At 70.3% G+C, this 25,970-nt stretch carries 21 protein-coding genes and 1 tRNA gene; 14 read left to right on the top strand and 8 right to left on the bottom strand.

Features of this window, described 5'->3' with window-relative positions; all coding sequences use genetic code 11:
- Positions 1-384: 384 nt before the first annotated feature.
- The 5 genes from GE300_RS17970 to GE300_RS17950 all read left to right on the top strand — a co-directional run bounded on the left by GE300_RS17970 (position 385) and on the right by GE300_RS17950 (position 8,508).
- Positions 385-2,319: a PrkA family serine protein kinase gene (locus GE300_RS17970; protein ID WP_154448622.1), complete on the top strand. Its 1,935-nt coding sequence runs from the start codon at positions 385-387 to the stop codon at positions 2,317-2,319.
- A 13-nt stretch (positions 2,320-2,332) separates the two neighbouring features.
- Positions 2,333-3,655: a YeaH/YhbH family protein gene (locus GE300_RS17965; protein WP_154448620.1), complete on the top strand. Its 1,323-nt coding sequence runs from the start codon at positions 2,333-2,335 to the stop codon at positions 3,653-3,655.
- Positions 3,648-5,153 carry a SpoVR family protein gene (locus tag GE300_RS17960; RefSeq protein WP_154448618.1) on the top strand — a complete coding sequence of 502 codons (1,506 nt, stop codon included), beginning with the start codon at positions 3,648-3,650 and terminating at the stop codon, positions 5,151-5,153. The genes GE300_RS17965 and GE300_RS17960 overlap by 8 nt, the downstream gene beginning before the upstream one ends.
- A gap of 360 nt (positions 5,154-5,513) precedes the next feature.
- Positions 5,514-6,983 (top strand): hypothetical protein, encoded by a 1,470-nt coding sequence (locus GE300_RS17955; protein ID WP_154448616.1) that lies wholly within the window; start codon positions 5,514-5,516, stop codon positions 6,981-6,983.
- Between the two features lie 88 nt (positions 6,984-7,071).
- Positions 7,072-8,508, top strand: a complete 1,437-nt coding sequence (locus GE300_RS17950; protein ID WP_154448614.1) for a cytochrome P450 — start codon at positions 7,072-7,074, stop codon at positions 8,506-8,508.
- Here the strand turns inward: GE300_RS17950 and GE300_RS17945 are convergent.
- Together GE300_RS17945 and GE300_RS17940 are read right to left on the bottom strand one after the other, a co-directional pair.
- A complete protein-coding gene (locus GE300_RS17945; RefSeq protein ID WP_154448612.1) occupies positions 8,487-8,771 on the bottom strand; it encodes an ArsR/SmtB family transcription factor in 285 nt (94 codons plus the stop codon). The genes GE300_RS17950 and GE300_RS17945 overlap by 22 nt on opposite strands.
- A 215-nt stretch (positions 8,772-8,986) precedes the next feature.
- Positions 8,987-9,061: transfer RNA gene (locus GE300_RS17940), tRNA-Gly, on the bottom strand.
- Between the two features lie 150 nt (positions 9,062-9,211).
- On the opposite strand from GE300_RS17940, the gene GE300_RS17935 reads away from it, so the two are divergent.
- Positions 9,212-9,478, top strand: coding sequence for a YMGG-like glycine zipper-containing protein (locus GE300_RS17935; RefSeq protein ID WP_154448609.1), 267 nt, complete (start codon positions 9,212-9,214; stop codon positions 9,476-9,478).
- A gap of 82 nt (positions 9,479-9,560) precedes the next feature.
- Here GE300_RS17935 and GE300_RS17930 read toward each other — a convergent pair whose 3' ends face one another.
- Positions 9,561-11,597, bottom strand: coding sequence for an ASKHA domain-containing protein (locus GE300_RS17930; RefSeq protein WP_154448607.1), 2,037 nt, complete (start codon positions 11,595-11,597; stop codon positions 9,561-9,563).
- Positions 11,598-11,759: 162 nt separating this feature from the next.
- On the opposite strand from GE300_RS17930, the gene GE300_RS17925 reads away from it, so the two are divergent.
- Together GE300_RS17925 and GE300_RS17920 are read left to right on the top strand one after the other, a co-directional pair.
- Positions 11,760-12,632: a sulfurtransferase gene (locus GE300_RS17925; protein WP_233417162.1), complete on the top strand. Its 873-nt coding sequence runs from the start codon at positions 11,760-11,762 to the stop codon at positions 12,630-12,632.
- Positions 12,633-12,712: 80 nt separating this feature from the next.
- The gene (locus GE300_RS17920; RefSeq protein ID WP_154448603.1) at positions 12,713-13,423 is read left to right on the top strand and encodes a DUF899 domain-containing protein; all 711 of its coding nucleotides are present in this window, start codon (positions 12,713-12,715) and stop codon (positions 13,421-13,423) included.
- A 16-nt stretch (positions 13,424-13,439) separates the two neighbouring features.
- On the opposite strand, the gene GE300_RS17915 is transcribed toward GE300_RS17920, so the two are convergent.
- From GE300_RS17915 to GE300_RS17905, 3 genes are read right to left on the bottom strand one after another with little or no spacing between them, the layout of a single operon-like run.
- Positions 13,440-14,375 carry a methyltetrahydrofolate cobalamin methyltransferase gene (locus GE300_RS17915; protein ID WP_154448601.1) on the bottom strand — a complete coding sequence of 312 codons (936 nt, stop codon included), beginning with the start codon at positions 14,373-14,375 and terminating at the stop codon, positions 13,440-13,442.
- 23 nt (positions 14,376-14,398) lie between these two features.
- Entirely contained in the window at positions 14,399-15,334 is a 936-nt protein-coding gene (locus tag GE300_RS17910; protein WP_233417161.1) for a methylenetetrahydrofolate reductase, read from the bottom strand.
- Between the two features lie 25 nt (positions 15,335-15,359).
- A complete protein-coding gene (locus GE300_RS17905) occupies positions 15,360-15,659 on the bottom strand; it encodes a virulence factor (protein WP_154448637.1) in 300 nt (99 codons plus the stop codon).
- 184 nt (positions 15,660-15,843) lie between these two features.
- Between GE300_RS17905 and metF the strand changes: the two genes are divergently transcribed.
- The 3 genes from metF to GE300_RS17890 all read left to right on the top strand — a co-directional run bounded on the left by metF (position 15,844) and on the right by GE300_RS17890 (position 18,755).
- Positions 15,844-16,746 carry a methylenetetrahydrofolate reductase [NAD(P)H] gene (metF, locus tag GE300_RS17900; RefSeq protein ID WP_154448599.1) on the top strand — a complete coding sequence of 301 codons (903 nt, stop codon included), beginning with the start codon at positions 15,844-15,846 and terminating at the stop codon, positions 16,744-16,746.
- Positions 16,747-16,855: 109 nt separating this feature from the next.
- A complete protein-coding gene (locus GE300_RS17895) occupies positions 16,856-17,986 on the top strand; it encodes a Ppx/GppA phosphatase family protein (protein WP_154448597.1) in 1,131 nt (376 codons plus the stop codon).
- A 4-nt stretch (positions 17,987-17,990) separates the two neighbouring features.
- Positions 17,991-18,755 carry an RlmE family RNA methyltransferase gene (locus GE300_RS17890; RefSeq protein ID WP_154448595.1) on the top strand — a complete coding sequence of 255 codons (765 nt, stop codon included), beginning with the start codon at positions 17,991-17,993 and terminating at the stop codon, positions 18,753-18,755.
- Between the two features lie 163 nt (positions 18,756-18,918).
- Here the strand turns inward: GE300_RS17890 and GE300_RS17885 are convergent, their stop codons facing one another.
- Positions 18,919-19,560: a sulfotransferase family protein gene (locus GE300_RS17885; protein WP_233417160.1), complete on the bottom strand. Its 642-nt coding sequence runs from the start codon at positions 19,558-19,560 to the stop codon at positions 18,919-18,921.
- Between the two features lie 181 nt (positions 19,561-19,741).
- On the opposite strand from GE300_RS17885, the gene guaB reads away from it, so the two are divergent.
- The 3 genes from guaB (at position 19,742) to GE300_RS17870 (ending at position 24,683) form a co-directional block, all read left to right on the top strand.
- Positions 19,742-21,193 carry an IMP dehydrogenase gene (gene guaB, locus GE300_RS17880; RefSeq protein ID WP_154448593.1) on the top strand — a complete coding sequence of 484 codons (1,452 nt, stop codon included), beginning with the start codon at positions 19,742-19,744 and terminating at the stop codon, positions 21,191-21,193.
- Positions 21,194-21,378: 185 nt separating this feature from the next.
- Positions 21,379-22,563 carry an RsmB/NOP family class I SAM-dependent RNA methyltransferase gene (locus tag GE300_RS17875; RefSeq protein WP_325063306.1) on the top strand — a complete coding sequence of 395 codons (1,185 nt, stop codon included), beginning with the start codon at positions 21,379-21,381 and terminating at the stop codon, positions 22,561-22,563.
- 98 nt (positions 22,564-22,661) lie between these two features.
- Entirely contained in the window at positions 22,662-24,683 is a 2,022-nt protein-coding gene (locus GE300_RS17870; RefSeq protein ID WP_154448591.1) for an ATP-binding response regulator, read from the top strand.
- Positions 24,684-25,136: 453 nt separating this feature from the next.
- On the opposite strand, the gene GE300_RS17865 is transcribed toward GE300_RS17870, so the two are convergent.
- Positions 25,137-25,778 carry a hypothetical protein gene (locus GE300_RS17865; RefSeq protein WP_154448589.1) on the bottom strand — a complete coding sequence of 214 codons (642 nt, stop codon included), beginning with the start codon at positions 25,776-25,778 and terminating at the stop codon, positions 25,137-25,139.
- Between the last annotated feature and the right edge of the window lie 192 nt (positions 25,779-25,970).

Genomic DNA, 25,970 nt, shown 5'->3' with positions numbered 1-25,970 from the left:
CCGCCCGGAACACGTCAGTCCGGCACCGCCAGCCGGCTCTCGCCGAAAAGATCCGCAAGGAAGGCGCCGGTCTGGCGCGCACTCCTCCGCCGATCCGCCGACTTCCGGACACAAAGCTGTGGCACGCTTTTGGCAGAGGCGTCGCGAACCGCTGCGCGCCATGGCCGCAAGCCGAATCCCGCAAGGGGGCGAGTCGGTCCTGCCAGCCTGCCCGTGACGGGCGACTGGCGCCGCATCGGGCGGGTAACGGCGCATCAAACCACCATGTGAATGCGACATCGTGCTGGAAATGTCCGAACGCGGATACCAATTTAACAGATATGCTGGGGCGATGCCCGGATCGGCGCATCGCCAGTGCACCTCTTGGTTGAATGGGTGAGGGTGATGGAGGTTTTTACCAGATTTTCGGAGGCTTACGACCGGCTACGGGTCGACGAGATGTCCCTGCAGGACTATCTGCTGGGTTGCCGCGAGGACCCGTCGATGCGCGCGACGGCGGCAGAACGGATGATCACCGCGATCGGCAAGCCGACGCTGGTCGACACCAGCCAGGACCAGCGGCTCGGGCGGATCTTTCTCAACCGCACGATCAAGCGCTACCCGGCCTTCGCCAACATGTACGGCGTCGAGGACACGATCGAGCGCATCGTCGGCTTCTTCCAGCACGCCAGCCAGGGCCTGGAGGAGCAGAAGCAGATCCTCTACCTGATGGGCCCGGTCGGCGGCGGCAAATCCACCATCGCCGAGATCCTGAAACGGCTGATGGAGCACGAGCCGATCTATGTGCTGGCGGCCGGCGACCGGCTCAGCCCGCTGTTCGAGAGCCCGCTGGGGCTGTTCGACGCCGAGCGCTTCGGCGACCTGCTGCAGGACAAGTACAACATCCCCCGCACGCTGCTGCGCTATCCGCTCTCGCCCTGGGCAGCCAAGCGGCTGGAGCAGTTCGACGGCGACATCTCGCAGTTCTCCGTCGCCCGCGTGCGCCCGTCGATCCTGCGCCAGATCGGCGTCGCCAAGACCGAGCCGGGCGACGAGAACAACCAGGACGTCTCGACGCTGACCGGCAAGCTGGACATCCGCCAGCTCGAGGTGTTCAGCCAGAACGATCCCGACGCCTACGACTATTCCGGCGGTCTCAACCGCACCACCCAGGGCCTGCTGGAATTCGTCGAGATGTTCAAGGCGCCGATCAAGGTGTTGCACCCGCTGCTGACCGCCACCCAGGAAGGCAGCTACATGGGCACCGAGAACATCGGCGCGCTGCCGTTCCAGGGCATCGTGCTGGCGCACTCCAACGAATCCGAGTGGCAGCAGTTCAAGACCAACCGCAACAACGAGGCGTTCCTGGACCGGATCACCGTGATCAAGGTACCCTATTGCCTGCGCGCCACCGAAGAGGCGCAGGTCTACGACAAGCTGGTCGCCAACAGCACCCTGTCCGCCGCGCCCTGCGCCCCCGAGACGCTGCCGATCCTGGCGCGGTTCTCGGTGCTGACGCGGCTGCGCGAGCACGAGAACTCGACGCTGTATTCCAAGCTGCGGGTCTATGACGGCGAGAACCTGAAGGACACCGATCCGAAGGCCAAGACGATCCAGGAATACCGCGACCGCGCCGGCGTCGACGAGGGCATGACCGGCATCTCGACCCGCTTCGCCTTCAAGGTGCTGTCCGAGACCTTCAACCACGACACCGAGGAGATCGCCGCCGACCCGGTGCACCTGATGTACGTGCTGGAGCAGACCATCCTGCGCGAGCAGTTCCCCGACGAGGTCCAGGGCCGCTATCTGGAGTTCGTCAAGGCCGAATTGGCACCGCGCTACGCCGAGTTCATCGGCGAGGAGATCCAGAAGGCCTATCTCGAGTCCTATTCCGACTACGGCCAGAACCTGTTCGACCGCTACATCGCCTATGCCGACGCCTGGATCGAGGACCAGGACTTCAAGGATCAGGACACCGGGCAGATGTTCGACCGCGAGGTGCTGGAGCAGGAGCTGGAGAAGATCGAGAAGCCCGCCGGCATCGCCAACCCCAAGGACTTCCGCAACGAGGTGGTGAAGTTCGTGTTGCGCGCGCGCGCCGAGAACGACGGCCGCAACCCGGACTGGCGCAAGTACGCCAAGCTGCGGCGGGTGATCGAGAGGCGCATGTTCAGCAAGGTCGAGGACCTGCTGCCGGTGATCAGCTTCGGCGCCAAGCGCGACCGCGACACCGACGCCAAGCACACCGAATTCGTCGAGCGCATGACCGATCGCGGCTATACCCAGCGCCAGGTGCGCCGGCTGGTCGAATGGTACATGCGGGTCAGCAAGGCGGGGTAGGCGGCACAGGGCCATGACACAGTTCATCGACCGGAGGCTCAACCCCAAGGACCGCAGCCTGGGCAACCGCCGCCGGTTCATCCGGCGCGTGCGCGGCGCGGTGAAGAAGGCGGTGGACGATGCGGTGCGGTCCCGGGGCGTGGCCGACATCGACCGCGGCGAAAGTGTCGCGATCCCCGCCGGCGACATCACCGAGCCGACGTTCCACCATGCCCCGAGCGGCGGCCACCGCGAGCGGGTGCTGCCGGGAAACAAGGATTTCCGCGCCGGCGACCGCATCGACAAGCCGCCGTCGGGCAGCGGCGGCGGCGCCGGCCGCCAGGGCGCGCCGGACGGCGACGCCGAGGACAATTTCCTGTTCGCCCTGTCGCGCGACGAGTTCCTGGACCTGTTCTTCGAGGATCTGGAACTGCCCGACCTGGTCAAGCGCAGCCTGAAGAAGATCGAGACCACGCGCCCCCGGCGCGCCGGCATCTCGGTGACCGGTGCGCCCGCCAACCTGAGCGTCGAGCGCACGATGCGCAACGCCATCGGCCGCCGCATCGCCATGCGGCGGCCGGGGCGGCGCAAGCTCGACGCGCTGCAACGCGAGATCGAGGCGCTGGAGGCCGCCCCCGGCCCCGAGGACGAGGCCGGGCGCGACCTGCTCGAGCGGCTGCGCACGCGGCTCGAGGCGCTGCGCCTGCGCCAGAGGCGGGTGCCGTTCCTGGACCCGCTGGACGTGCGCTACACGCATTTCGAGATGCAGCCGGAGCCGCGCGCCAACGCGGTGATGTTCTGCCTGATGGACGTCTCGGCCTCGATGGGCGAGCGCGAGAAGGACCTGGCCAAGCGGTTCTTCGCGCTGCTGCACCTGTTCCTGATGCGCCGCTACGACAAGGTCGAACTGGTTTTCATTCGCCACACCCACGAGGCGCGCGAGGTCGACGAGGAGACGTTCTTCTATTCGCGCGAAAGCGGCGGCACCGTGGTCAGCACCGCGCTGACCGAGATGAAGCGGATCATCGACGCGCGCTACGCCCCGTCGGACTGGAACATCTACGCCGCCCAGGCCTCGGACGGCGACAACTACTCGGGCGACTCGGCACGCTGCCTGGCGATCCTGAACGGCGGGCTGATGAAGCTGTGCCAGTACTTCGCCTATGTCGAGATCCTGCGCGAGAACGAGGGCGAGATTCTGAACGACCGCAGCAACGGCACCGAGCTGTGGCGCGCCTATCTGCACGCCGCCGAGGACTGGCCGAACTTCGCGCTGAAACGGATCGCCAGGCGCGGCGACATCTACCCGGTGTTCCGCGAGCTGTTCGCGGCGGGGACGGAGGGCGCAGATGGCTGAGCGGGAGCAGAGCGGGGGCCTGCTGTTCGAGGGAAGCGACTGGAATTTCGACGACCTGCGGCGGACCTACGACGCGATCGAGCGGATCGCGCTCGAGGATCTGGGTCTCGACCTCTATCCGAACCAGATCGAGATCATCTCCTCCGAGCAGATGCTCGACGCCTATTCCTCGGCCGGGATGCCGCTGACCTACCGGCACTGGTCGTTCGGCAAGCACTTCATCCAGCACGAGCGGCAGTACAGCAAGGGCATGCGCGGGCTGGCCTACGAGATCATCATCAACTCCAGCCCCTGCGTCAGCTACTGCCTGGAAGAGAACACCATGCCGCTGCAGACGCTGGTGATGGCGCACGCCGCCTGTGGCCACAACCATTTCTTCAAGAACAACCACCTGTTCCGGCAGTGGACCGATGCCGAAGGCATCCTCGACTACCTCGACTACGCCCGCGGCTTCATCCAGAAATGCGAGGAGGAACACGGCCCGTCCGAGGTCGAGCAGGTGCTCGACGCCGCGCACGCGCTGATGCCGGCCAGCGTGTTCCGCCACCGCCGCCCGCCGCAGCCGACGATGCGCGCCGAGCGCGAGCGCTCGCGCAAGCGCCAGGAAGAGGCGGAGCGCGCGGTGCACTACCTGTGGTCCGGGCTGGACCGCACCGGCAGCGCCGCCGACACCGGCGACAAGATGCGCGAGCGCAAGCGGAACATGCACCTGCCCGAGGAGAACCTGCTCTACTTCATCGAAAGCTACAGCCCCTCGCTGAAGCCGTGGGAGCGCGAGACCCTGCACATCGTGCGCAACATCGCGCAGTATTTCTATCCGCAGCGGCAGACCCAGGTGATGAACGAGGGCTGCGCCTGTTTCGTCCACTACCACATCGTCAACCGGCTGCATGCGACCGGCCGGATCAGCGACGGCGCGATGCTCGAGATCCTGCACAACCACACCAACGTGCTGACGCAGCCGGATTTCGACGACCCGCGCTGCACCGGCTTCAACCCCTATGCCATCGGCTTCGCGATGATGCGCGACATCCAGCGGATCTGCACCGAGCCGACCGACGAGGACCGCGAATGGTTCCCCGAGATCGCCGGCACCGGCGCCTGGCGCGAGGTGCTGAAGGACGCCTGGACGAACTACCGCGACGAAAGCTTCATCCAGCAGTTCCTCAGCCCCAAGGTGATGCGCGATTTCCGCATGTTCGCGCTGACCGACGAGGAAGGCGACAGCTTCTACACCGTCTCGGGCATTCACAACGAGCCCGGCTACCAGACCGTGCGCAACACGCTGGCGCACACCGGCAACCCGTCGCTGACCGACCCGAACATCCAGGTGACGGACGTCGACCTGCTCGGCGACCGGGTGCTGAAGCTGCAGCATCGCCGGGTCGACGGCGTGCCGCTCGAGAAGAGGGACCGCGAGCGCACGCTGGCCCACTGCCGGCGCCTGTGGGGCTATGACGTCACCCTCACCGAGATCGACGATCCGGACCAGCACTGACCGCTTCGCCCGCCCGGCGGCCGGCGGCCGGCTGACTACCGGTGCGGCGAGGCCGGACAGGCTTCATCAGCCGCCCGCATTCCGGTTGTCGCGTTGCTGCCGCAAATGAAAGATACCTGTCAGGTGAATCGCGCCCCAGAACCAGATCTCGGCTGTTACTCCCCGCATCCATGAAAGGCTGCAAGCGCGCTGAATGAAAGAAGAATTTTCTGCCCCGCCCGCTGTCCGCCCGCGCGTCCTGCTGCGGGGCACCGATGATCCTGGCAAACCGCACACGCGCATCGCCGCTGCGCGAACCGCGCCCGGTCCCGAACCGGCGGCGGCAGGCAGTATCGCACCCGGCGCGGCGGAGCGGACGGAATGATCGGCGCCGAGCCAGCGTCGGCCCGGCCGGCGACCGACCGCCTCGCCCTTGCCGCACCCGCAGCGTTCGGTGTGCTGCTTTACGCGGCGCTGATGACCAACGGCTTCTCGGCCGGTCCCGAGCGCGATTTCGGAACCTTCGTCTACAATCACTATTTCCTGTCGGTGCTCGACGGGCGGCTGGACCTGCCCGCCCGGATCATCGGCATGGAGGGGCTCTACGCCGCCGACGGGCGCGCGTACACGGTCCACGGGCTGGCGCCGCTGCTGGCGCGGGCGCTGGCCTGGCCGTTCGTCGATCTGCGCCAGACCTCGGTTGCGGCGGCGTCGATCCTGGGTTTCACCGCGCTCGGCTCGGCGCTCTACCACCTGACCTTCGCGCGCATCGTGCTGCGCTTCGGCCCGGCCGAGGCGCAAGCGCGTCGCACCGCGCTGCTGCTGGTCGGGCTGGCGGCCTGGCTGTCGACGCCGGCGGTGATCCTGGCAAGCAACAACTCGTTCTATCACGAGCAGTACGCGCTCGCGTTCTTCTTCGGCGCCGCCTGGCTGGCCGGCGCGGCGCAGGTCGTGGTGTTCGGCGCACCGGCGGCGCGTGTCGTCCTGGTCCTGGCGCTGTTCGCCGGGCTGATGGTCCACGCCCGCCCGCATGTCGCGCTCGGGCTCTATGCCGGAACGCTGGCGTTCCTGGCCCGCGATCTTCTGGACCGGCGGGGCAGGGCCGTGCCCGCCGCCGCCGCAAGCCTGCTGGTGCTGTTCGGCTTCGGCGCGCTCTATCTGGCGGTGAACCACCTGCGCAGCGGCAGCATGACGGGGCTGGGGTCGCTGGCATGGGGCTTTCTCCACTTCGGCGAATACACCGCCGAAACGCCGCGCGTCGCGCTTCAGGACGGCAAGACCGGATGGCAGCCGGGCCGGATCCCGGGCAACCTGCTGCTCTATCTGGTGGATCTGCCGCGGGGTCTGGGCGGAGAGGCGCTCGGCTGGCTGCATCGCTGGATGACCCGGCCGTTCGGCTTCGTCGCGATCGAGACGCCCCGGCTGGGGCTGCTGTTCAGCGCCGCGCCCTGGGCGTTCGTTATCTTCGCCGGTCTGCGCGCGCGCCCGCTCGGGCTGCGGATGGGGTGGGTTCCGCTGCTCGCCTGCAGCGTCGGCCCGGTCTTTCTGCTGTCGTTCTCGATGGTGGCGCTGCGCTACCGGGTCGAGATGTGGCCGCCGATCGCGGCCCTGGCGCTGCTGGCGCTGCCGCGGCTGATGTGCAGCCTGACCGACGCGGCGGCGCTGCACCGGTTCCGCCGGACGGCGGTCCTGACGCTGGCGCTGTCGGCGGGCTCGCTGACGCTGGCGCTGCCGTACAGCATTCCCGGCTGGGACGCGTTCGGCGACTGGAGCCGGGCGGAATGCGCCGAGCGTTTCGCGGGCAAGGGTTTCGCGGCGCCGGACATCGCGCGGATCTGCGCGGATCCGTAGCCCGGTGCGCCGCCGCCGCTGGCCGCCGGCGACGGGCATGCTATAGCAGCACAGACGGCCAGGCGGCGCGCCGTACGGGAGATCGACGATGGACGACAGCACCGAGCCTCGGGGCGACGAGGCGCGCATCGAACGGGTGCTGTTCCGTCCGGCGGCGCCGGTGCCGACGCAGGGCGCGGTCTCGTGGCCGGCGCTGGTCCGGGGGCTGCTGCGCTCGGATTTCTCGCATTTTCCGGCGGCGGCCTACACCACGCGGGTCTACCGCATCCCGGTGCGCGGCCGCACGCTGCTGATGCCCAGCGGTCCCGCGCAGGTGCGCGAGGTGCTGGTCTCGGAGCACGACAACTATCCCAAGAGCCGGGTGATGCAGCGCATCCTCGGGCCGCTGATCGGCAACAGCATGTTCGTCACAAACGGCGACGTCTGGCGTCGCCAGCGCCGGATGATCGACCCGACGCTGGAGCTGTCGCGGCTCAAGGCCTTTCTGCCGCTGATGCAGGGCGCGGTCGACGACATGGTCGCGCGCATGGGGCAGGGCGGCGAGATGGACCTCGACCAGGAGACGATGCGCGTCGCCGCCGACATCCTGTGCCGCTGCGTGTTCTCGGAGCAGGTGCAGCCGGGGATGGTGGACGAGCTGGCCGAGACCTTCCGCCGCTACCAGGCGCTGGTGCCGGCGTTCCTGGCGCTTGAGGGGCTCGGCCAGCCGCGCTGGGTGCTGCCGCTGCGGCAGCTGCGGGCGCGGCGCGCCGGCAACCGGATCCGCGGACGGATGGCGGCGCTGATCCGCCAGCGGCTGGACAGCGGCGCGCGGCCCGAGGATCTGCTGACCGGGCTGATCGAGGCGCGGGACCCGCAGACCGGCCACCGCTTCACCGAGACCGAGCTGGTCGACGAGGTCGTGTTCTTCTTCCTGGCCGGGCACGAGACATCGGCCAGCGCGCTGTCCTGGTCGCTGTACCTGCTGGCCAACGACCCGCAGGCGCAGGAGCGCGCGCGCGCTGAGGTGCTGCGCGAACTGGGTCCCGCACAGGCGGATTTCTCGGGGCTGCGCCGGCTGCGTTTCACCCGCGACGTGTTCCGCGAGGCCCTGCGCCTGTACCCGCCGGTGACCGCCTATATCCGCGATGCGCTGGGCACCGCGCGGCTGGCGAAGCGGGACGTGCGGGCCGGGGATCTGGTCTCGGTGACGCCGTGGTTCGTGCATCGCAGCCCGCGGAACTGGTCGCATCCGGACCTGTTCGATCCGGACCGGTTCCAGACCGAGGCCGGGCGCGCGTCGATGCGCGAGGCGTATGTGCCGTTCAACACCGGGCCGCGGGTCTGTTCGGGGGCGGCGTTCGCGACGCAGGAAAGCTTGCTGGTGCTGGCGGCGGTTCTGGGAAGGTACAGGCTGCACCCGGTGCCGGGGCGCGCGCCGCAGCCGGCGGCCTGGCTGACGCAGCGGTCGCGCAACGGGACCTGGCTGCGGCTGGAGCCCCTGTCCCGGCGGACGGGGCGGGATCAGTCGCGGAACACGTCCTGAAGCACGTCCACGAAATGGGCGACGCGATTGTCGCTGAGACGGTAGTAGATGGTCTTGCCGTCGCGGCGGAAGGTCACCAGCCCTTCCTGCCGCAGCCGGGCCAGTTGCTGGCTGACCGCCGCCTGGCGGGTTTCCATCAGGGTCTCGAGCATCCCGACGGATTTCTCACCCGTCGAGAGATAGCGCAGAATGGTCAGCCGACCGGGATGGCCCGACGCCTTGAGAAAGTTCACCGCAAGGTCGGAATCGAACCTGCGGTCCATCCTGCGTGGCCCGGGTGTCACCACATCGTCGTTTCGAGGAGAAGGAACAGATTTCATACCACTTCCGCGTATTCTTCCAGATGCCCACCCACTGCGGCGTCATCTGATCCGCACCGAGCCCTAACGCCCCCAGCACGCTGATGGTTCGGTATGATGGTGGCAAAAAGATGGTGCGAGTGTGTTCATAGAAATGCGGGGAGGAATGCGGGGGAGGTTGGAGCGGGCGATCGGGATCGAACCGACGACATTCAGCTTGGGAAGCTGACGTTCTACCACTGAACTACGCCCGCACCGGAAAATTCAGTATCGCGTGCCTTCGCGGCCGTCAAGCGGGCGGAATCCCGCGTATAGTCCACCGCAGCGGAACCATATGCGGCGGCGGGTCGTTCAGATCGTGATGGGCCCGCCATCGGTGCCCGTGGAAGAAAGGAAGTCGTATCATGATCAAATCCGCCGTTCTTGCAGCTTCGCTGTCCTCCGCCGCATTCCTGGCCGCGTGTGAAACCACCGAACAGTCGGCCGCGGCCGGGGGGCTGACCGGCGCCGCCATCGGCGCGACGATCGCCGATGACGACCTCAAGGGCGCCGTGATCGGCGGTGCGATCGGCGCCGCGGCCGGCACCCTGGTGTCCGAGGCGAACCAGCCCGGCGATTGCATCTACCGCGACAGCTATGGCCGCGAGTACGTCGCCGACTGCCCGAACTGATCGCGACCGCTTTCCCGACCGCCCGGGCCGCCAGAGGCCCGGGCGTTTTCATTGCCTTGCACCTGTTTCTTCAGATCTCGCCTCAGCGGGCTGCGCGCCGCCTGCGGCCGCCCCGTTCGCCGGACGTCGAGCCGCCGAACCGCACCTCGGGCAGCGCCACCCGCGCGCGCAGCCGCGCATAGGGCGCCGTTGCGTGCGGCAGCTGGCTGGCGGCGACGAAATGTTCCTGGAAACGCGGCTCGACCGCGGTCTCGACCTTCTCGATGCGGGTGACCACGGCCTCGATCTCGCGCCGCGCGGCGCCGTTCAGCAGCGCGATCCGCGCGCCGGTACCGGCGGCGTTGCCGGCGGACTGTACCTTGTCCAGATCGCAGTCGGGGATCATGCCCAGCACCATCGCGTGCAGCGGGCTGATGTGCGCGCCGAAGGCGCCGGCCAGCACGATCCGGTCGACGTCATCGACCCCGAACCGGTCCATCAGCAGCCGCGCCCCGGCATAAAGCGCCGACTTCGCCAGCTGGATCGCGCGCACGTCGTTCTGGGTGACGACGATGCGCGGCCCGCCCCGGTCGGCGCCGTCGTGCAGCAGCCAGGCGTGGGTCCGGCCCTCGGCCAGCAGCCGGTCGCTGCCGGCCCGGTCGGCGCTGCCGATCAGCCCCGAGGCGTCGAGCAGGCCCACCATCCGCATCTCGGCCACCGCCTCGATGATGCCCGACCCGCAGATGCCGGTGACGCCGGTCGATGCCGTCGCCGCGGCGAAGCCCGGATCGTCCGACCACAGATCGCAGCCGATCACCCGGAACCGCGGCTGCCCGGTCTGCGGATCGATCCGCACCCGCTCGATCGCGCCGGGCGCGGCGCGCTGCCCGCACGAGATCTGCGCCCCCTCGAACGCCGGCCCGGTCGGCGAGGAACAGGCCAGCACCCGGTCGGAATTGCCCAGCAGGATCTCGGCGTTGGTGCCGACGTCGACGATCAGCACCAGGTCCCCGGACCGGTTCGGCGCCTCGGACAGGGCGACCGCGGCGGCGTCGGCGCCGACATGGCCGGCGATGCACGGCAGCACGTAGATCCGCGCGTCCGGGTGCAGCACCAGGTCGATCTCGTTCGCCCACAGCGTCAGCGAGGTGGCGGTCGACAGCGCGAACGGCGCCTGGCCCAGCTCGGTCGGGTCGATGCCGAGCAGCAGGTGGTGCATGATCGGGTTGCCGACGAACACCGCCTCGAAGATCAGCTCGGGGTCGATCATCGCCTGCACCGCCAGCTGCTGCACCAGCGCGTTGATCGCGTCGCGCACCGCGCGGGTCATCTCCTCGGCGCCGCCGGGGTTCATCATCGCATAGCTGACCCGGCTCATCAGGTCCTCGCCGAAGCGGATCTGCGGGTTCATCAGCCCGTCCGAGGCGATCACCTCGCCGCTCTGCAGGTCGCACAGGTGCCCGGCGACGGTGGTCGAGCCGACGTCGACCGCGACGCCGTAGATGCCGCCGTCGTAGAAGCCGGGCCAGACCTGCATGATCCGCGCGTCGCCCAGGCCGCGGCCGTGGTAGACCGCGCAGGTGACCTTCCACGCGCCGGCGCGCAGCGCGGGCTGCAGCATCTGCATTGTGCGCAGATCGCCGACGACATGCGCCAGGCCCCACTGTTCGGCCAGCGCCCGCTCCAGCCGCTCCAGGTCGCCCGAGGGGTTTTGCATGTCCGGTGGCTGCACCTCGACGAAATACAGCCGCGTGCACGGGTCCAGCACGATGTCGCGTGCCTCGGCCCGCTTGCGCACCACCTGCCGGTGCACCTGGCTTTCCGGCGGTACGTCGATCACCACGTCGGCGCGGATCGCCGCCTGGCAGCCCAGCCGCCGCCCCTCGGCCAGGCCGCGCTTTTCGCGGTAGCGCTCCTCGACGGCGTTCCAGGGCGACAGCGCGCCCTCGTCCACCGTCACCCCGTGCTTGGGAAAGTTGCCGTAGGCCGGGCGCACCTGGCAGCGCGAGCAGATGCCGCGCCCGCCGCAGACGCTGTCCAGATCCACGCCCAGCTGCCGCGCCGCGGTCAGCACCGGCGTGCCCGCCGGGAACCGCCCGCGCTTGCCCGAGGGGGTGAAGATGACCAGGGGATCCGTCATGCGCCTGCCGTCCGTCGCTACCTTCAGTCCGGTATGGGCCGTTGCGGGACGGCTGCCGCCTCCGTTTCCGCCGCCGCAGGGTCCATTCGCGTCACCGGCCCCATTCAATCGGTGCCGCAGGCGCGCTATATCTGTTGGAAGAGCTGTCCAATGGAGGGAACGATGCGCATACTTCTGACACTTGCCACCTATCTCGCCGGTGCCACCGCGGCGCTGGCATGGGGGCCGCTGGCCGAGCCGGCCGAGATCGGCGAGGCCGAGCGGATCCTCGATATCCGCAGCCCCGAGGCCTTTGCCGAGGGTCATCTGCCCGGCGCGGTCAACACGCCCTACGGCAGCTACCGCGGCCCGGCCGAGAACCCGGGCGAGCTGATCGACGCCGCCACGCTGCAGCAGATCCTGCGCGACGCCGGGGTTGCCGAAGGCCAGGACATCCTGATCGTTCACCAGGGCGACAGCACCACCGATTTCGGGGCCGCCGCGCGGGTATACTGGACGCTGAAGTCCGCCGGCCTGACCTCGCTTGCGGTGCTGAACGGCGGCTACGAGGACTGGGTCGAGGCCGGCAACGCGCCCGCGACCGAGACCGCCAGCGTCGAGCCCAGCCAGATCGAGATCAGCTGGGACGACACCTGGACCATCGACCGCGACGGCGTCGCGGCGGTGGTGAACGGCCAGTCGGACGCGGTGCTGATCGACGCCCGCCCGTACGAGTTCTTCACCGGCGAGAAGAAGCACGCCGCCGCCAAGGCGGCCGGCACGCTGGCCGGCGCGCTGAGCCTGGTGAACACCGTCTGGTTCGGCAACGACGATCCGCGGATCGACCCGCCGCAGGAGATGATCGACCGGGTGAAGGCGTTGGCCGAGGACAGCGGCGACTCGCCGCTGGTCAGCTTCTGCAACACCGGGCACTGGGCGGCGACGAACTGGTTCGCGGCCTCGGAACTGGCCGGGATCGAGGGCGTGAAGCTTTATCCCGAAAGCATGGTCGGCTGGACCCTGGGCGGCGGCGACGCGGTGAAGGGCACCAACTGACGCGGAAAGACATGCCGCGCGGCGCCGGCCGCGCGGCCTGCACGGGGCAGGCGGTACGGGCGCATCGCGAAGGATGAGCCATGACCGATCACCGGGTACTCGACCATGACGACTGGGTGGCGGCCCGCAAGGCGCTGCTGCGCAAGGAGAAGGAGTTCACCCGCCTGCGCGATGCGCTGACCCGCGAGCGCCGGGCGCTGCCGTGGGAGCGGGTGACGCAGGACTACCGGTTCGACGGCCCCGACGGGCCGGAGACGCTGGCCGACCTGTTCGACGGCCGCAGCCAGCTGATCGTCTATCACTTCATGTACGGGCCGGGATGGGACGAGGGCTGCAAGAGCTGCTCGTTCCTCGCCGACCATTTCGACCCGGCGATCGTGCACCTGAACCAGCGCGACGTCAGCATGGTCGCGGTCAGCCACGCACCGCGGGCCGAGTTCGAGCCGTTCCAGCGCCGCATGGGCTGGCGCTTCAAGTGGCTGTCATCGCACGGCAGCAGCTTCAACCGGGACTACAACGTGACCTTCACCCGCGACCAGCTGGACCGCGGCGCGGCGGTCTACAACTATCGCCCCGGCGGCTTTTCCGGCACCGAGGCGCCGGGCGCGAGCGTGTTCTGCCGCGACCCGGCGGACGGGCAGATCTACCACACCTATTCGGTCTATTCCCGCGGGCTGGACATGTTCATCACCGCCTACCACTGGCTGGACATCGTGCCGAAGGGCCGCGACGAGGACCGGCTGGACTACACCATGTCGTGGCTGCGCCTGCACGACGCCTACGGCGACTGACGGCCCGGCTGACGGCTCAGGCGGTGCGCCGCCGCCGCCGCCCCTCGCGGTTCGCGCGCGCGCCCGGCGCGATCTCGCCCTCGGCCAGCACCGGCTTGTTGGCGCGGATCCAGGCGGCGCCGTGGGCGTCGTTGTTCATCAGCAGGTTGGCGGCGCGGATCGCGTCCATCTCGGCCGGGCGGGTCGGGTTCATGATCGCGCTGGTCATGCCCGAGGCGATCGCCATCGGCAGGAAGGCGGCGTTGATCGCGTGCCGGTTCGGCAGCCCGAAGCTGACGTTCGAGGCGCCGCAGGTGGTGTTCACCCCCAACTCCTCGCGCAGGCGCCGGACCAGCGCGAACACCTGCAGGCCCGCGGTCGCCATCGCGCCGATCGGCATCACCAGCGGGTCGACCACGATGTCGTGCGCCGGAATGCCGAAATCGGCGGCGCGCTCGACGATCTTCTTCGCCACCGCGAAGCGCACGTCCGGATCCTCGGAGATGCCGGTGTCGTCGTTCGAGATCGCCACCACCGGCACGTCGTATTTCTTCACCAGCGGCAGCACCAGCTCCAGCCGCTCCTCCTCGCCGGTGACCGAATTCACCAGCGGCCGGCCGGCGGCGGCCTCGAGCCCGGCCTGCAGCGCCGCGGGCACGCTGGAATCGATGCTCAGCGGCACGTCCACCAGGCCCTGCACCAGCTCGATCATCCGGCGCATCAGCGGCGGCTCGGTCTCGTTCGGGTTGGGGTTCGAGTTGTAGACCACGCCGGCGTTCACATCGAGCATCGTCGCGCCGGCGGCGACCTGCGCCAGCGCGTCGGCCTCGACGGTCGAGAAGTCTCCCGCCTCAAGCTCGGCCGCCAGTTTCCTGCGGCCGGTCGGGTTGATCCGCTCTCCGATCACGCAGAACGGCTGGTCGAAGCCGATGATCGCGGTCTTCGTGCGGGATTCTACGATGGTTCTGGTCATGCAGCAGGCCCTGTTGGCGCGCGTCAGGCGCGGGCAGCGGTGGAGCCGGCGGGACGGCCGGCGGCGTTCATGAATTCGGCCGACCCGGGGATGCCGCCCAGCGGGAAGACGTGCACCGCCTCGACCTGGAACTTCGGATGTGCGGCCTTGTGCGCGGCAAGCTCGCGCAGGATGTCGTCGGGGGTGAACGGCAGCATCAGCCGGGTGATGTCGGCCGCGCGCCGCTGCAGCACCCGCATCGACGGGCCGACGCCGCAGGCCATCGCGAACTTGATCAGCGTCTGCAGCTTGGCGGGGCCGGCGACGCCGATGTGGATCGGCAATGCGACGCCCGCCTCGCGCAGCCGGTCCGCCCAGGCGATCACCGGCGCGGCCTCGAAGCAGAACTGGGTGGCGATCGCGATCTCGGCGTCGGTGCGCTCGGCGAAACCGGCCTTCCAGCGCAGCGCCGCCATCACCGCCGCCTCGCCGCCGGCGGGGTCGATGTCGCGGTTGCCTTCGGGGTGGCCGGCGACGTGCAGCCGGGTGAAGCCGCGCGCATCCAGCACGCCGCTGTCCATCAGCTGCATCGAGCAGTGGAAGTCGCCCGCGGGCTCGGCCACGCCGCCGGCGATCAGCAGCGCCTCGGCGACGCCGACATCGGCATAGCGCGCCGCCCAGTCGTCCAGCGTGGCGCGGTCGGGGATGATCCGGGCGGGCAGGTGGGGCATCACGGTGAAGCCCTCGTCCACCAGCCGCGCGGCGGTGGCGACCATGTCGGCAATCGGGGTGCCGGCGATGTGCGCGACGTAGACGCGGGTGCCGACCGGCAGCAGGGCGCGGAAATCCTCGACCCTGGCGGCGGTGCGCGGCATCACCTCGATCGAATAGCCCCGGACGAAGGCGGCCAGCGCGTCGCTCGGCGCGGCCGGAATCGCGTGCCGCGGGGTCCTGCGTCCGAAGGGCAGTATTCTTGCCATGTGCCGTCGTTCCCTCGTGATCCGCTCAGGGTGCGCGGCCGCCGTTCTCGACCAGCGCCCGCAATACCTCCGTGTCGTACGCGCCATCGAGTCGCGCCGCTTCGGCAGAAGCGACATCTTCCGCGTCACCATCGACAGAAAACGGCTCTGCCCGGCGCCATTCCGCAAGGTAAGCATCGGTGTCCTGCGCGCCCGAGCGCATCGCCGCGCGGTCGATCGCCTGCTCGAACCGGCCCGGCAGCGGGATCTTCACCGCCCCGCGGCCGCGGCCGACGATCACCTGGGCCGGAATGTCGCGCCAGTAGACGATGGTGACGTCGGGCATCGGGTGGTCCTCCTGTCGGTGGTGCGGTTCTTTTTCGCGGCGACTGGTCATCGGCGCCGCGGGACACAGATATGGGGGCAAGTGCCGTTTGTCAGCGGACGCGGCTTTTTGCCAGTTCAAAACCGCGCGAAAATGGCGCATATTGACGGGCAGCGACATGCTTTGACGGTAGGATCCGACGCTCATGACCAATTCATCCCGTGAAGCGGGCGGTACGCCCGCGACGCTTTCCTTCGAATTCTTTCCCCCCGCCACCACCGAGGCGACGATGCAGCTCTGGCGCTCGGTCGAGCGTCTGGCGCCGCTGGCGCCCAGCTTCGTGTCGGTGACCTACGGCGCGGGCGGGACCACGCGGGCGCGCACCCATGCGGCGATCCGCACCATCCAGGACCGCGCCCGGCTGGCTGTCGCCGGCCATCTGACCTGCGTCGGCGCCAGCCGCGACGAGACGCTGGAGGTGGCCGAGACCTATCGCGCCAACGGCGTGAGCCGGATCGTGGCGCTGCGGGGCGATCCGCCCAAGGGCGCCGAGAGGTTCGAGCCGCATCCCGACGGCTTCCGCTCGGCGGCCGAACTGGTCGAGGCGCTGGCCGGGCGCGGTTTCGACATCACCGTCGCCGCCTACCCCGAGACTCACCCCGAGGCCGCCAGCCCCGATTCGGACATCGAGAACCTCAAGCGCAAGCTGGACGCCGGCGCGGACCGGGCGATCACCCAGTTCTTCTTCGAGATCGACCACTTCCGCCGCTTCCGCGACCGCGCCGCCGCGGCCGGGATCGCCGCGCCGATCGTGCCCGGCATCCTGCCGATCGAGAACTTCACCCGCATGGCCCGCTTCGCCCGCGCCTGCGGCACCAACGTGCCGCAGTGGATGGAGACCGCCTTCGGCAACGCCGCGACCGAGCAGGACGCGCTGCTGCTGGCCGCCTCGATCGCCACCGAGCAGTGCGACCTGCTGCTGCGCGAGGGGGTGGAGCACCTGCATTTCTACACCCTGAACAAGCCCGACCTGACCTACGACATCTGCCGCGCCCTGGGCTGCGAGCCGAAGCCGCTGGGCATGGCCGCGGGCACCGGCGCCGCCTGACGCCCGGCTGCCGTCGCGCCGCGGCGCTTGCGCGCCGGCGCGTGCATGCTGTAGCGTGATCTCAAATGATTGCGGCCATGTGGGCCGCGATCTACCGATTGGCTACACAATGGCGCAGAGAACGCACGTTCCTGCGCAGGAAAAACCCAAGCAGGCCCGCGGTTGCGGGCCGCGCCCGCCTGCGCAGGCATCCGGCGAGCTGTACGCTGCGCTGGACCTTGGCACGAACTCGTGCCGCATGTTGATCGCCGCTCCGAACGGCGCGCAATTCCGCATCGTCGACGCGTTCGCGAAGTCCGTCCGGCTGGGCGCCGACCTGGAGCGTACCGGCCACCTGTCCCGCCCGTCGATCGAGCGCACCATCCGCGCGCTGCAGGTCTGCGCCAGCAAGCTGCGCAAGCTGGAGGTGCAGCACGCGCGGCTGGTCGCGACCGAGGCCTGCCGCCGCGCGCTCAACGGCAAGAGCTTCCTGGCGCAGGTGAAGAAGCGCACCGGGCTGCAGCTGGAGCTGATCCGCCCCGAGGAAGAGGCGCGGCTGGCGGTGATCTCGTGCGCGCCGCTGGTGTCGGTGGAATCGGAACACGTGATGGTGTTCGACATCGGCGGCGGCTCGACCGAGCTGGTCTGGATCGACCTGACCGGCGTGCCCGGCGCCGAGCGGGTGGAGGCGGTGATGCGGCTGGACATCCGCAACCGCGTCCGCAACGGCCATGCGCCGGGGCAGGCGCGGATCGTCGATTTCATCTCGGTGCCGCTGGGCGTCGCCACCCTGCACGAGCGGTTCGACGACGTCGAGGACGAGAGCGCGCGCTTCGCGCTGATGAGCTGGTACTTCGAGGAGCACCTGGCCAAGTTCGCGCCCTATGTCGATCTCGACGTGCTCGAGGGCGTATCCGGCTTCCAGATGATCGGCACCTCGGGCACCGTGACCACGGTCGCCTCGGCGCACCTGGGGCTGCGCCGCTACGACCGCAAGAAGGTCGACGGGCTGACCCTGACCGAGCGGCAGATCGAGAAGGTGATCGGCCGGCTGATGGCGCTGGGGCCCGAGGGCCGGCGCAGCGATCCGTCGATCGGCAAGGACCGGGCCGAGCTGATCGTCTCGGGCGCGGCGATCCTGCAGACGCTGCTGCGGATCTGGCCGACCGACCGGCTGGGCGTCGCCGACCGGGGGCTGCGCGAGGGCATGTTGCTGTCGATGATGAGCGGGCGCGGCGCGCTGCACACGCGGGGAGAATAGGACGATGGCGGACGAAAGACGCGGTTCGGGCCGCGGCCAGCGCGACCTGAAGGTGCGGGTCAAGAGCGCGCGCGGGCGGCGGATCAGCTCGGTCCGCTGGCTGGAGCGGCAACTGAACGATCCCTATGTGCAGCGCGCCAAGCGCGAGGGGTTCCGCGGCCGGGCGGCCTACAAGATCCAGGAGATCGACGACAAGGCGCGGTTTCTGGTACCCGGCGCGCGGGTGGTCGACCTGGGCGCCGCGCCCGGCGGCTGGGCGCAGGTCGCGGTGAAACGGGTCAACGCCCTGGGCGAGAAGAAGGGCAAGGCCGTGGGCCGCGTGCTCGGCATCGATCTGCAGGAGATCGAGGCACTGGCCGGGGCCGAGTTCCACGTGCTCGACTTCCTCGACGAGGGCGCCGAGGCGCGGATCAAGGACTGGCTGGACGGCCCGGCGGACGTGGTGATGTCGGACATGGCCGCCGCCAGCTCGGGGCACAAGCGGACCGACCATCTGCGGATCATCGCGCTGTGCGAGGCGGCGGCGGCGCTGGCCCGCGACATCCTGGTGCCCGGCGGCACCTTCGTCGCCAAGGTGCTGGCCGGCGGCGCCGAGGGCGAGCTGCTGCAGCAGCTCAAGCGCGACTATGCCAGCGTGAAGCACGTCAAGCCGCCGGCCAGCCGCTCGGACAGCTCGGAGAAATTCGTGCTGGCGACCGGGTTCCGGGGCCGCAAGGACGCGGCGGAGGACATCCAGGAAGACGCGCCGGGGCGGACGTCGGCACCGTGAGATCCGGGCACCGTGAAATCCGGGCACCGTGAAATCCGGGCTATTTCACCGCGAAAACCCCCTCAAGTCCCTGTTCTGAAACATCTTCTGATCATGAAAACTTCGTAAATGCCGCGGCGGGGCGGATTCGCCGGGGGCGCAGGCGTGCCGCCGCGGCCCCGGCCTAGGCCCCGGCCGGCGGCGCGCCGGTCCCCGCCGCGGTCCATTTTTTCAGGTTGTCCGGCAGCTGGCCGCTGGTGTTCAGGTGCGGGTACGGCCGGTCCGGCACCGGCACGCCGAGATGCGCGCACAGCGGCGCCCAGCCGTCGGCGCTGCGGTGCACCAGCAGCCGCTCGGGCGGAATCCCGGCCCGGACCTCGGCGTAATAGCGCTCGAGCACGGCGATGGCGCGGTCGCGGGTGATCGGCTCGCCGCCGAAGACCTGCGCCTCGATCAGCGTGTGGCCCAGCGAATCCGGCTCCTCGGGCAGTTCGGCGGCGGCGGCGGCGAGCAGCCGCTCCAGGCTGGGCCACCAGGCCTGCGGGTCGCGCCAGGTCATCACCACTGGCGCCTCCGGGTAGGCGGCGGCCAGCGCCCGCCAGTAGTGCGCCGACGGGAAGTCGATGCACGCGGCATAGCCCTCGAACAGTTCGTCCCAGCCGAAATCGGCGCCGGTGACGAAGGCGCGCCAGCGCCGCTTCTGCTCGGGGTGGATCATCACCTCGCGCATGTGGTGGCAGGGGCCGAAGCCCAGGATCTCCAGCGCCTCGCGCATCGAATCCGTCCCGGTGCGCGCGAATCCCGCGCCGACGACCTTGAGTGTCATGACCTTCCCCCTGGCTGTTTGCCGGCAAAGTATGGGGCCCGGGCGCGGATTGCGGAAGCGGCAATCCGGGCCGCCGCGATCGCCCGGGTTGCGGACGCCAGGCTGTCCCTTTCCTTTTCCCCGGCAGCGTGAAATAGAGAGGCGCCAAAGCGATCCACGGTTCAGGTCAGGAGCACCCGTCATGGAAATTCGTGAGGCCCTTACGTTCGACGACGTCCTGCTGGTGCCTGCCGCCTCGAGCGTGCTGCCGGCGCAGGCCGACACCCGCACCCGGCTGACACGGGCGGTCAGTCTGAACATCCCGCTGATCAGTTCGGCCATGGACACGGTGACCGAGGCGCGCATGGCGATCGCCATGGCACAGTCCGGCGGGCTGGGGGTGCTGCACCGCAACCTGACGGTCGAGGAGCAGGCGCTGCAGGCGCGCCGCGTCAAGCGGTTCGAATCCGGCGTGGTCTACGATCCGGTGACGCTGGCCCCGGAGCAGACCCTGGCCGACGCCAAGGAGATGCAGGAGCGCTACCGCATCACCGGCTTTCCGGTGGTCCGCGACGGCCGCGTCGTCGGCATCCTGACCAACCGCGACATGCGCTTCGTCGAGGACGACGCCACCCCGGTGCACGCGATGATGACCTCGGACCGGCTGGCGATGCTGCGCGAGCCGTTCGACCTGGCGAAGGCCAAGGCGCTGATGCACGCGCGGCGCATCGAGAAGCTGCTGGTGGTGGACGAGCAGGACCGGCTGACCGGGCTGCTGACGATCAAGGACATCGAGCAGGCGGTGCTGAACCCGCAGGCGTGCAAGGACGCGCTGGGCCGGCTGCGGGTGGCCGCCGCGACCACCGTCGGCGATGCCGGGTTCGAACGCTCCGAGGCGCTGATCGACGCCGGCGTCGACATCATCGTGATCGACACCGCGCACGGCCATTCCGCCAGCGTCGCCGAGGCGGTGACCCGGATCAAGCGGCTGTCGAACGACGTGCAGGTGGTCGCCGGCAACGTCGCCACCGCCGAGGCGACGCGGGCGCTGATCGACGCCGGGGCCGACGCGGTCAAGGTCGGCATCGGCCCGGGCTCGATCTGCACCACGCGGATCGTCGCCGGCGTCGGCGTGCCGCAGCTGACCGCGATCCTCGACTGCGCCGGCGCCGCCGAGGCCAGCGGCACCCCGGTGATCGCCGACGGCGGCATCAAGTTCTCGGGCGATTTCGCCAAGGCGATCGCCGCCGGCGCCAGCTGCGCCATGGTCGGCTCGATTATGGCCGGCACCGACGAGGCCCCGGGCGAGGTGATCCTGTACCAGGGCCGCAGCTTCAAGTCCTACCGCGGCATGGGCAGCGTCGGCGCGATGGCGCGCGGCTCGGCCGACCGCTATTTCCAGAAGGAAGCCTCGGCCGAGAAGCTGGTGCCAGAGGGGATCGAGGGCCAGGTGCCCTACAAGGGCACCGCCAGCGCGGTGGTGCACCAGCTGATCGGCGGGCTGCGCGCGGCGATGGGCTATACCGGCTGCGCCACCGTCGAAGAGATGCGCCGCAGCTGCCGTTTCGTGCGCATCACCGGCGCCGGGCTGAAGGAAAGCCACGTCCACGACGTGCAGATCACCCGCGAAAGCCCGAACTACCGCATCGGCTAGGCGCTGCGGTGCGCGGCCTGGCAGGTGCTTGCGCGCCGCGCCGGGGCTGGGATAGAGAGGCCCGTGCCGGGCGGCGCGCCCGGCGCATTGGTCGGCGTGCCGGACCGGGGGGGGAGGGATGACGATGACGATGATCGAGCGCCGCATCCGCCCCGCCGCCCTCTGACCCGCCGGAGCCCGCGCCCGTGATCCCAGCCGCCCGTCTTTCGGCCGCGATGGAGATCCTCGACGAGATCGTCGAGGGCGCTCCGGCCGAGCGCGTGCTGACCCGCTGGGGCCGCGAGAACCGCTTCGCCGGCTCCAAGGACCGGGCGGCGATCCGCGATCACGTCTACGACGCGCTGCGGCGCCGGCGCAGCGCGCTGTGGCGCAGCGGCGCCGCCGCCGAGACCGGCCGGGCGCTGATCCTCGGCCTGCTGCTGGAGACCGATCCCGCGGCGCTGGAACTGCTGACCGGCGCCGGCCACGCCCCGGCGCCGCCGGACGCGGACGAGCGCGCCGCGTTCCGCTGCCTTGACGGCGCGCCGCCGCCGGTCGCCGGCGATTACCCCGATTTCCTGCACGACGAACTGGCGCGCTCGCTGGGCCCGGCGCTGCCCGAGGTCGCCGCGGCGCTGAAGGACCGTGCGCCGGTGGACCTGCGGGTGAACCGGCTGAAGGCCGGGGACGACGCCGCGCTGGCCGCGCTGGCCGCCGACGGCATCGCCGCCGCGCCGGTGGACGGCGTGCCCGGCGCGCTGCGCGTCACCGGCAACCCGCGCCGGCTCACCGGCGGGCGGGCGTACCGCGACGGGCTGGTCGAGCTGCAGGACGCCGCCAGCCAGGCGGTGGCGCTGCTGGCCCGCCCCGGTCCCGGCGAGGCGGTGCTGGACCTGTGCGCGGGCGGCGGCGGCAAGACCCTGGCGCTGGCCGCGGCGATGGGCGGGCAGGGGCGGCTGGTGGCGTTCGACGCCAACCCGCGCCGGATGCGCGACCTGCCGGTCCGCGCCGGCCGCGCCGGTGCGCGGATCCGCGTTGCCGCCGATGCCGAGGTCGAGGCGCTGGCGCCCTACGATCTGGTGATGGTCGACGCCCCCTGCTCGGGCAGCGGCGCCTGGCGCCGCGATCCGGCGCAGAAGTGGAACCTGCGGCCCGCGGATCTGGACCGGCTGGCGGCGGTGCAGGCCCAGGTGCTGGCCCGCGCCCGCGCCGTGGTGCGCCCGGGCGGGCGCATCGCCTACGCCACCTGCAGCCTGCTGGCCGAAGAGAACGAGGACCGGGTGGCCGCGTTCCTGGCGCGCAATCCGGGTTGCGCAAAAGGCACGGAGCGGCGCTGGCTGCCCGGCGCGCCCGGGGACGGGTTCTATTTTTGCGAGATTATCGTACCCTGACGCAACTTTTGCGGGCGAAGCGCGGCGTGCGGGGATCTTCAGCACTTGTTTACCCACAGCGATCACAACGGTCCCGCACATCAGGGGGCCGACGAAGAATGATCGCAGCACGCACGATTCGCCCGTGGGATCACCGCGCCAGCGCCGCCGCGCTGGCGGCGCCATGGCTGGCCGCTGGCGGCGCCTGGGCGCTGGCGGCGCCGGCGGCGGCGACGGCGGGCGTCTGGCTGCTGTCGGCGGCGGGCGTGGCGGCGCTGTGGCGGCGCCGCAGGCGCGACGGCGGGCTGGCCGCCGCGTTCCGGCGGATGCACGGCGGCGCGCCGCACCCCGCGGCGCTGGTCGACGGCGGCGGCGTGGTCCGCGACGTCAACGCGGCGGCGCAGCCGCTGCTGCGGGTCGGCACCCGGATCGACGAGACCCTGGACCCGGGGCTGGCGGGGCAGGGCGCCTCGGCCTACCGGCTGGCGCGGCAGGCCGCGGCGGACGGGATCGCGCGCGCCCCGGTGACGCTGGCCGGGCAGGATTGGCAGCTGAGCGTCGAGCCGCTGGCCGGCGGCGCGCAGCTGTGGCGGCTGGCGCGCGGGGCGGGCGCGGACGCGCAGGCGGCGGTCAGCTTCGGCCCGGCCGAGCTGATGGAGCCGCTGCCGGTGGCGCTGGCGCGGATCGACGCCGAGGGGCGGATCCTGTCGGCGAACGCCGCGGCGCGGCTGCTGCTGGGCAGCGACCGCCCCGCCGGCCGCGCGCTGCCGGACCTGGTCGAGGGGCTGGGCAAGTCGATGCCCGACCGGCTGCGCGATACCCTCGCCGGCCGCGCCCAGGGCCGGTCCGAGATCGCCCGGCGCCGCGACAGCGAGCACAACGGCTTCCTGCAGCTGACGATGACCCGGATGGCCGGCGACGCCGGCCCCGAGATCCTCGCGGTGATCAGCGACGCGACCGAGCTGAAGACGCTGGAGGCGCAGTTCGTCCAGAGCCAGAAGATGCAGGCCGTGGGCCAGCTGGCGGGCGGCATCGCGCACGACTTCAACAACCTGCTGACCGCGATCAACGGGCACTGCGACCTGCTGCTGCTGCGCCACCTGCAGGGCGACACCGACCATTCCGACCTGATGCAGATCCGGCAGAACGCGAACCGCGCCGCGGCGCTGGTGCGCCAGCTGCTGGCGTTCAGCCGCAAGCAGACGCTGCGGCCGCAGACGCTGCACCTGTTCGATACGCTCGCCGAGCTGGCCAACCTGCTGGACCGGCTGCTGGGCGAGAAGGTGGCGCTGGAGATCTCGAACACCGAGGACATCTGGCCGATCCGCGCCGACGAGCGGCAGCTGGAGCAGGTAATCGTCAACCTGGTGGTCAACGCCCGCGACGCGATGCCCGCCGGCGGCGTGGTGCAGCTGCGCACCCGAAAGACGACGCTGGACGAGCCGCTGGAGCGCGACCGCGCGCTGGTGCCGGCGGGCGACTACGCGCTGATCGAGGTCGAGGACACCGGCACCGGCATTGCCAGGGACAAGATCGGCAAGATCTTCGAGCCGTTCTTCACCACCAAGCGCGTCGGCGAGGGCACCGGCCTGGGCCTGTCGACCGCCTACGGCATCATCAAGCAGATGGACGGTTTCATCTTCGTCGACAGCACGCCCGGCGAGGGCACGCTGTTCCGGATCTACCTGCCCGCCGAGACCGAGGTCGAGGCGGCGCCGCCCGAACCCGCGGCGCCGGTGCGCCCGGGGTTCCGCGACACCACCGGCCGCGGCGTGGTGCTGCTGGTCGAGGACGAGGCCCCGGTCCGTGCCTTCGCCGCCCGCGCGCTGCAGATGCGCGGCTACACCGTGCTGGAGGCCGATTGCGGCGAGGCGGCGCTGGAGATCCTCGAGGACGCGGAGCTGAAGGTCGACCTGTTCGTGTCCGACGTGATCATGCCCGGCATCGACGGGCCGGGCTGGGTGCGCAAGGCCTACGAGGCGCGGCCCGACGCCAGCACGGTGTTCGTCTCGGGCTATTCCGAGGACGTGTTCGCCGACGGCAAGGCGGCGGTGCCGCGCTCGAGCTACCTGTCCAAGCCGTTCACGCTGAACGATCTGGTCGAGCGGGTGCGCGACCACATGGACCGCTACGTCGGCTGAACGGCTCCGGCGTCACATTCCGAATCGGGAATGTGTTCGGACCATTTGCAGAACGCAGCCCGCGGCGCGGCAGGTCGACGGGCCGGCGCCCCGGATACGGCCGGTTCCGCGGGCGGCGACGGCGGCCAGATGCCGCACGCCAGGGCAGGTGCCGCGCAGACGCGCCGGACCGGGTATCGTGCAACAGCGGCGCAGGCGGGCCGCACGCCCGTCGGGTAACCGTGCGCCGGCGGACCGGGGCGGGTTCGTCTACCGGCCCGGTCCGGCCCGCACCATCCCGCACCGGCGGCAGTCCCGGCCCGGCTCCTGCGTCCCGCGGCGCCGTGCGGGCGGCGGGTTTGACGGCATTCGTGACGGCATTTGTGACGGCGGGCGAGACGGCGGACGTGGCGCATTTGTGACGGCGGACGTGACGCATTTGTGACGGCGGGCGGGACGGCGGCGGCGCCTGCGTCAGGCGGAAGCGCGGCGCCCCGCGCGGCCCGGCAGGGTGGCGCTGCGTGCGGTGCCGGACTCCCAGATCTCAAGCTCCGGCGCGAAATGCGCCTCGAGCCGCGCGCGCAGCGGACGTGACAGCCGCGCCCGGCGGCGCGGCGAGGCGTTGTGCCGCTCGATCTTCACCGCGCGTCCCAGCCGGTCCGACAGGAAGCCGGAGAACAGGTCCATGTCCTCGAAGCGGAACACGATGTCGACCAGCAGCCGGCCGCCGGCGTCGCAGAGGAAGCTTTGCGGCCGGTGCAGCCGCAGATAGGGCCGGTCCTCGCCGGCGACGAACTCCTCGGCGAAGCGCGCGAAGTCGATGCCGTCGGTCGAGACCTCCGGCTCCCAGTCGCCGGGCCGCGTGCGGTAGCGCCACCAGCTCTCCAGCCAGTCGACCGGGTGGCGCAGCTGGCAGACGGTGTCGATGTCGGCGATGCCGCTTTCGTCCAGCCACGGGCGCAGGAAACGTTCGAAGTGATGCGCGGGCATGTGCGTGGCGCGGTGGTGGCGGGTGAACATCACGTGGCAATGCCGGCGGATCGCGTTCTCGACCGAGGTCGAGCCGGTCTTGGTCATGGCCAGATAGGCAAATCGCCCGTCGATGTTCAGCAACACGCCCGCAGTCCTTTCCGCGCGAGCCGGTCGCGCCTTCACGCTTTGTTAAACCAAAGCCCCAAAGCTGGGGACAGTGAAAATTTGCCTTGCAATGTTCATCAATTGTCCTCATGTTCTCGAGAACAAGAGGCGAACAGAGCAGGATCCCGCCGCCCGATTGCAGGGCCGTGCGAGACGTGAAATAAGAGGTCG

It is taken from the genome of Halovulum marinum (genome assembly GCF_009697225.1).
GTDB classification, from domain to species: domain Bacteria; phylum Pseudomonadota; class Alphaproteobacteria; order Rhodobacterales; family Rhodobacteraceae; genus Halovulum; species Halovulum marinum.
This window is presented reverse-complemented; position numbering and strand designations above follow the sequence as displayed.

Bases quoted from the DNA above. Each gene is read 5' to 3' on its own strand.
- GE300_RS17885 (WP_233417160.1), bottom strand. From the start codon at position 19,560: ATGACACTCAAGGTCGTCGGCGCGGGATTCGCGCGCACCGGGACGGAT.
- GE300_RS17870 (WP_154448591.1), top strand. From the start codon at position 22,662: ATGATCGCAGCACGCACGATTCGCCCGTGGGATCACCGCGCCAGCGCC.
- metF (WP_154448599.1), top strand. From the start codon at position 15,844: ATGACCAATTCATCCCGTGAAGCGGGCGGTACGCCCGCGACGCTTTCC.
- GE300_RS17955 (WP_154448616.1), top strand. From the start codon at position 5,514: ATGATCGGCGCCGAGCCAGCGTCGGCCCGGCCGGCGACCGACCGCCTC.
- GE300_RS17915 (WP_154448601.1), bottom strand. From the start codon at position 14,375: ATGACCAGAACCATCGTAGAATCCCGCACGAAGACCGCGATCATCGGC.
- GE300_RS17905 (WP_154448637.1), bottom strand. From the start codon at position 15,659: ATGCCCGACGTCACCATCGTCTACTGGCGCGACATTCCGGCCCAGGTG.
- guaB (WP_154448593.1), top strand. From the start codon at position 19,742: ATGGAAATTCGTGAGGCCCTTACGTTCGACGACGTCCTGCTGGTGCCT.
- GE300_RS17910 (WP_233417161.1), bottom strand. From the start codon at position 15,334: ATGGCAAGAATACTGCCCTTCGGACGCAGGACCCCGCGGCACGCGATT.
- GE300_RS17895 (WP_154448597.1), top strand. From the start codon at position 16,856: ATGGCGCAGAGAACGCACGTTCCTGCGCAGGAAAAACCCAAGCAGGCC.
- GE300_RS17960 (WP_154448618.1), top strand. From the start codon at position 3,648: ATGGCTGAGCGGGAGCAGAGCGGGGGCCTGCTGTTCGAGGGAAGCGAC.
- GE300_RS17935 (WP_154448609.1), top strand. From the start codon at position 9,212: ATGATCAAATCCGCCGTTCTTGCAGCTTCGCTGTCCTCCGCCGCATTC.
- GE300_RS17920 (WP_154448603.1), top strand. From the start codon at position 12,713: ATGACCGATCACCGGGTACTCGACCATGACGACTGGGTGGCGGCCCGC.
- GE300_RS17965 (WP_154448620.1), top strand. From the start codon at position 2,333: ATGACACAGTTCATCGACCGGAGGCTCAACCCCAAGGACCGCAGCCTG.
- GE300_RS17950 (WP_154448614.1), top strand. From the start codon at position 7,072: ATGGACGACAGCACCGAGCCTCGGGGCGACGAGGCGCGCATCGAACGG.
- GE300_RS17890 (WP_154448595.1), top strand. From the start codon at position 17,991: ATGGCGGACGAAAGACGCGGTTCGGGCCGCGGCCAGCGCGACCTGAAG.
- GE300_RS17925 (WP_233417162.1), top strand. From the start codon at position 11,760: ATGCGCATACTTCTGACACTTGCCACCTATCTCGCCGGTGCCACCGCG.
- GE300_RS17930 (WP_154448607.1), bottom strand. From the start codon at position 11,597: ATGACGGATCCCCTGGTCATCTTCACCCCCTCGGGCAAGCGCGGGCGG.
- GE300_RS17970 (WP_154448622.1), top strand. From the start codon at position 385: ATGGAGGTTTTTACCAGATTTTCGGAGGCTTACGACCGGCTACGGGTC.
- GE300_RS17945 (WP_154448612.1), bottom strand. From the start codon at position 8,771: ATGGACCGCAGGTTCGATTCCGACCTTGCGGTGAACTTTCTCAAGGCG.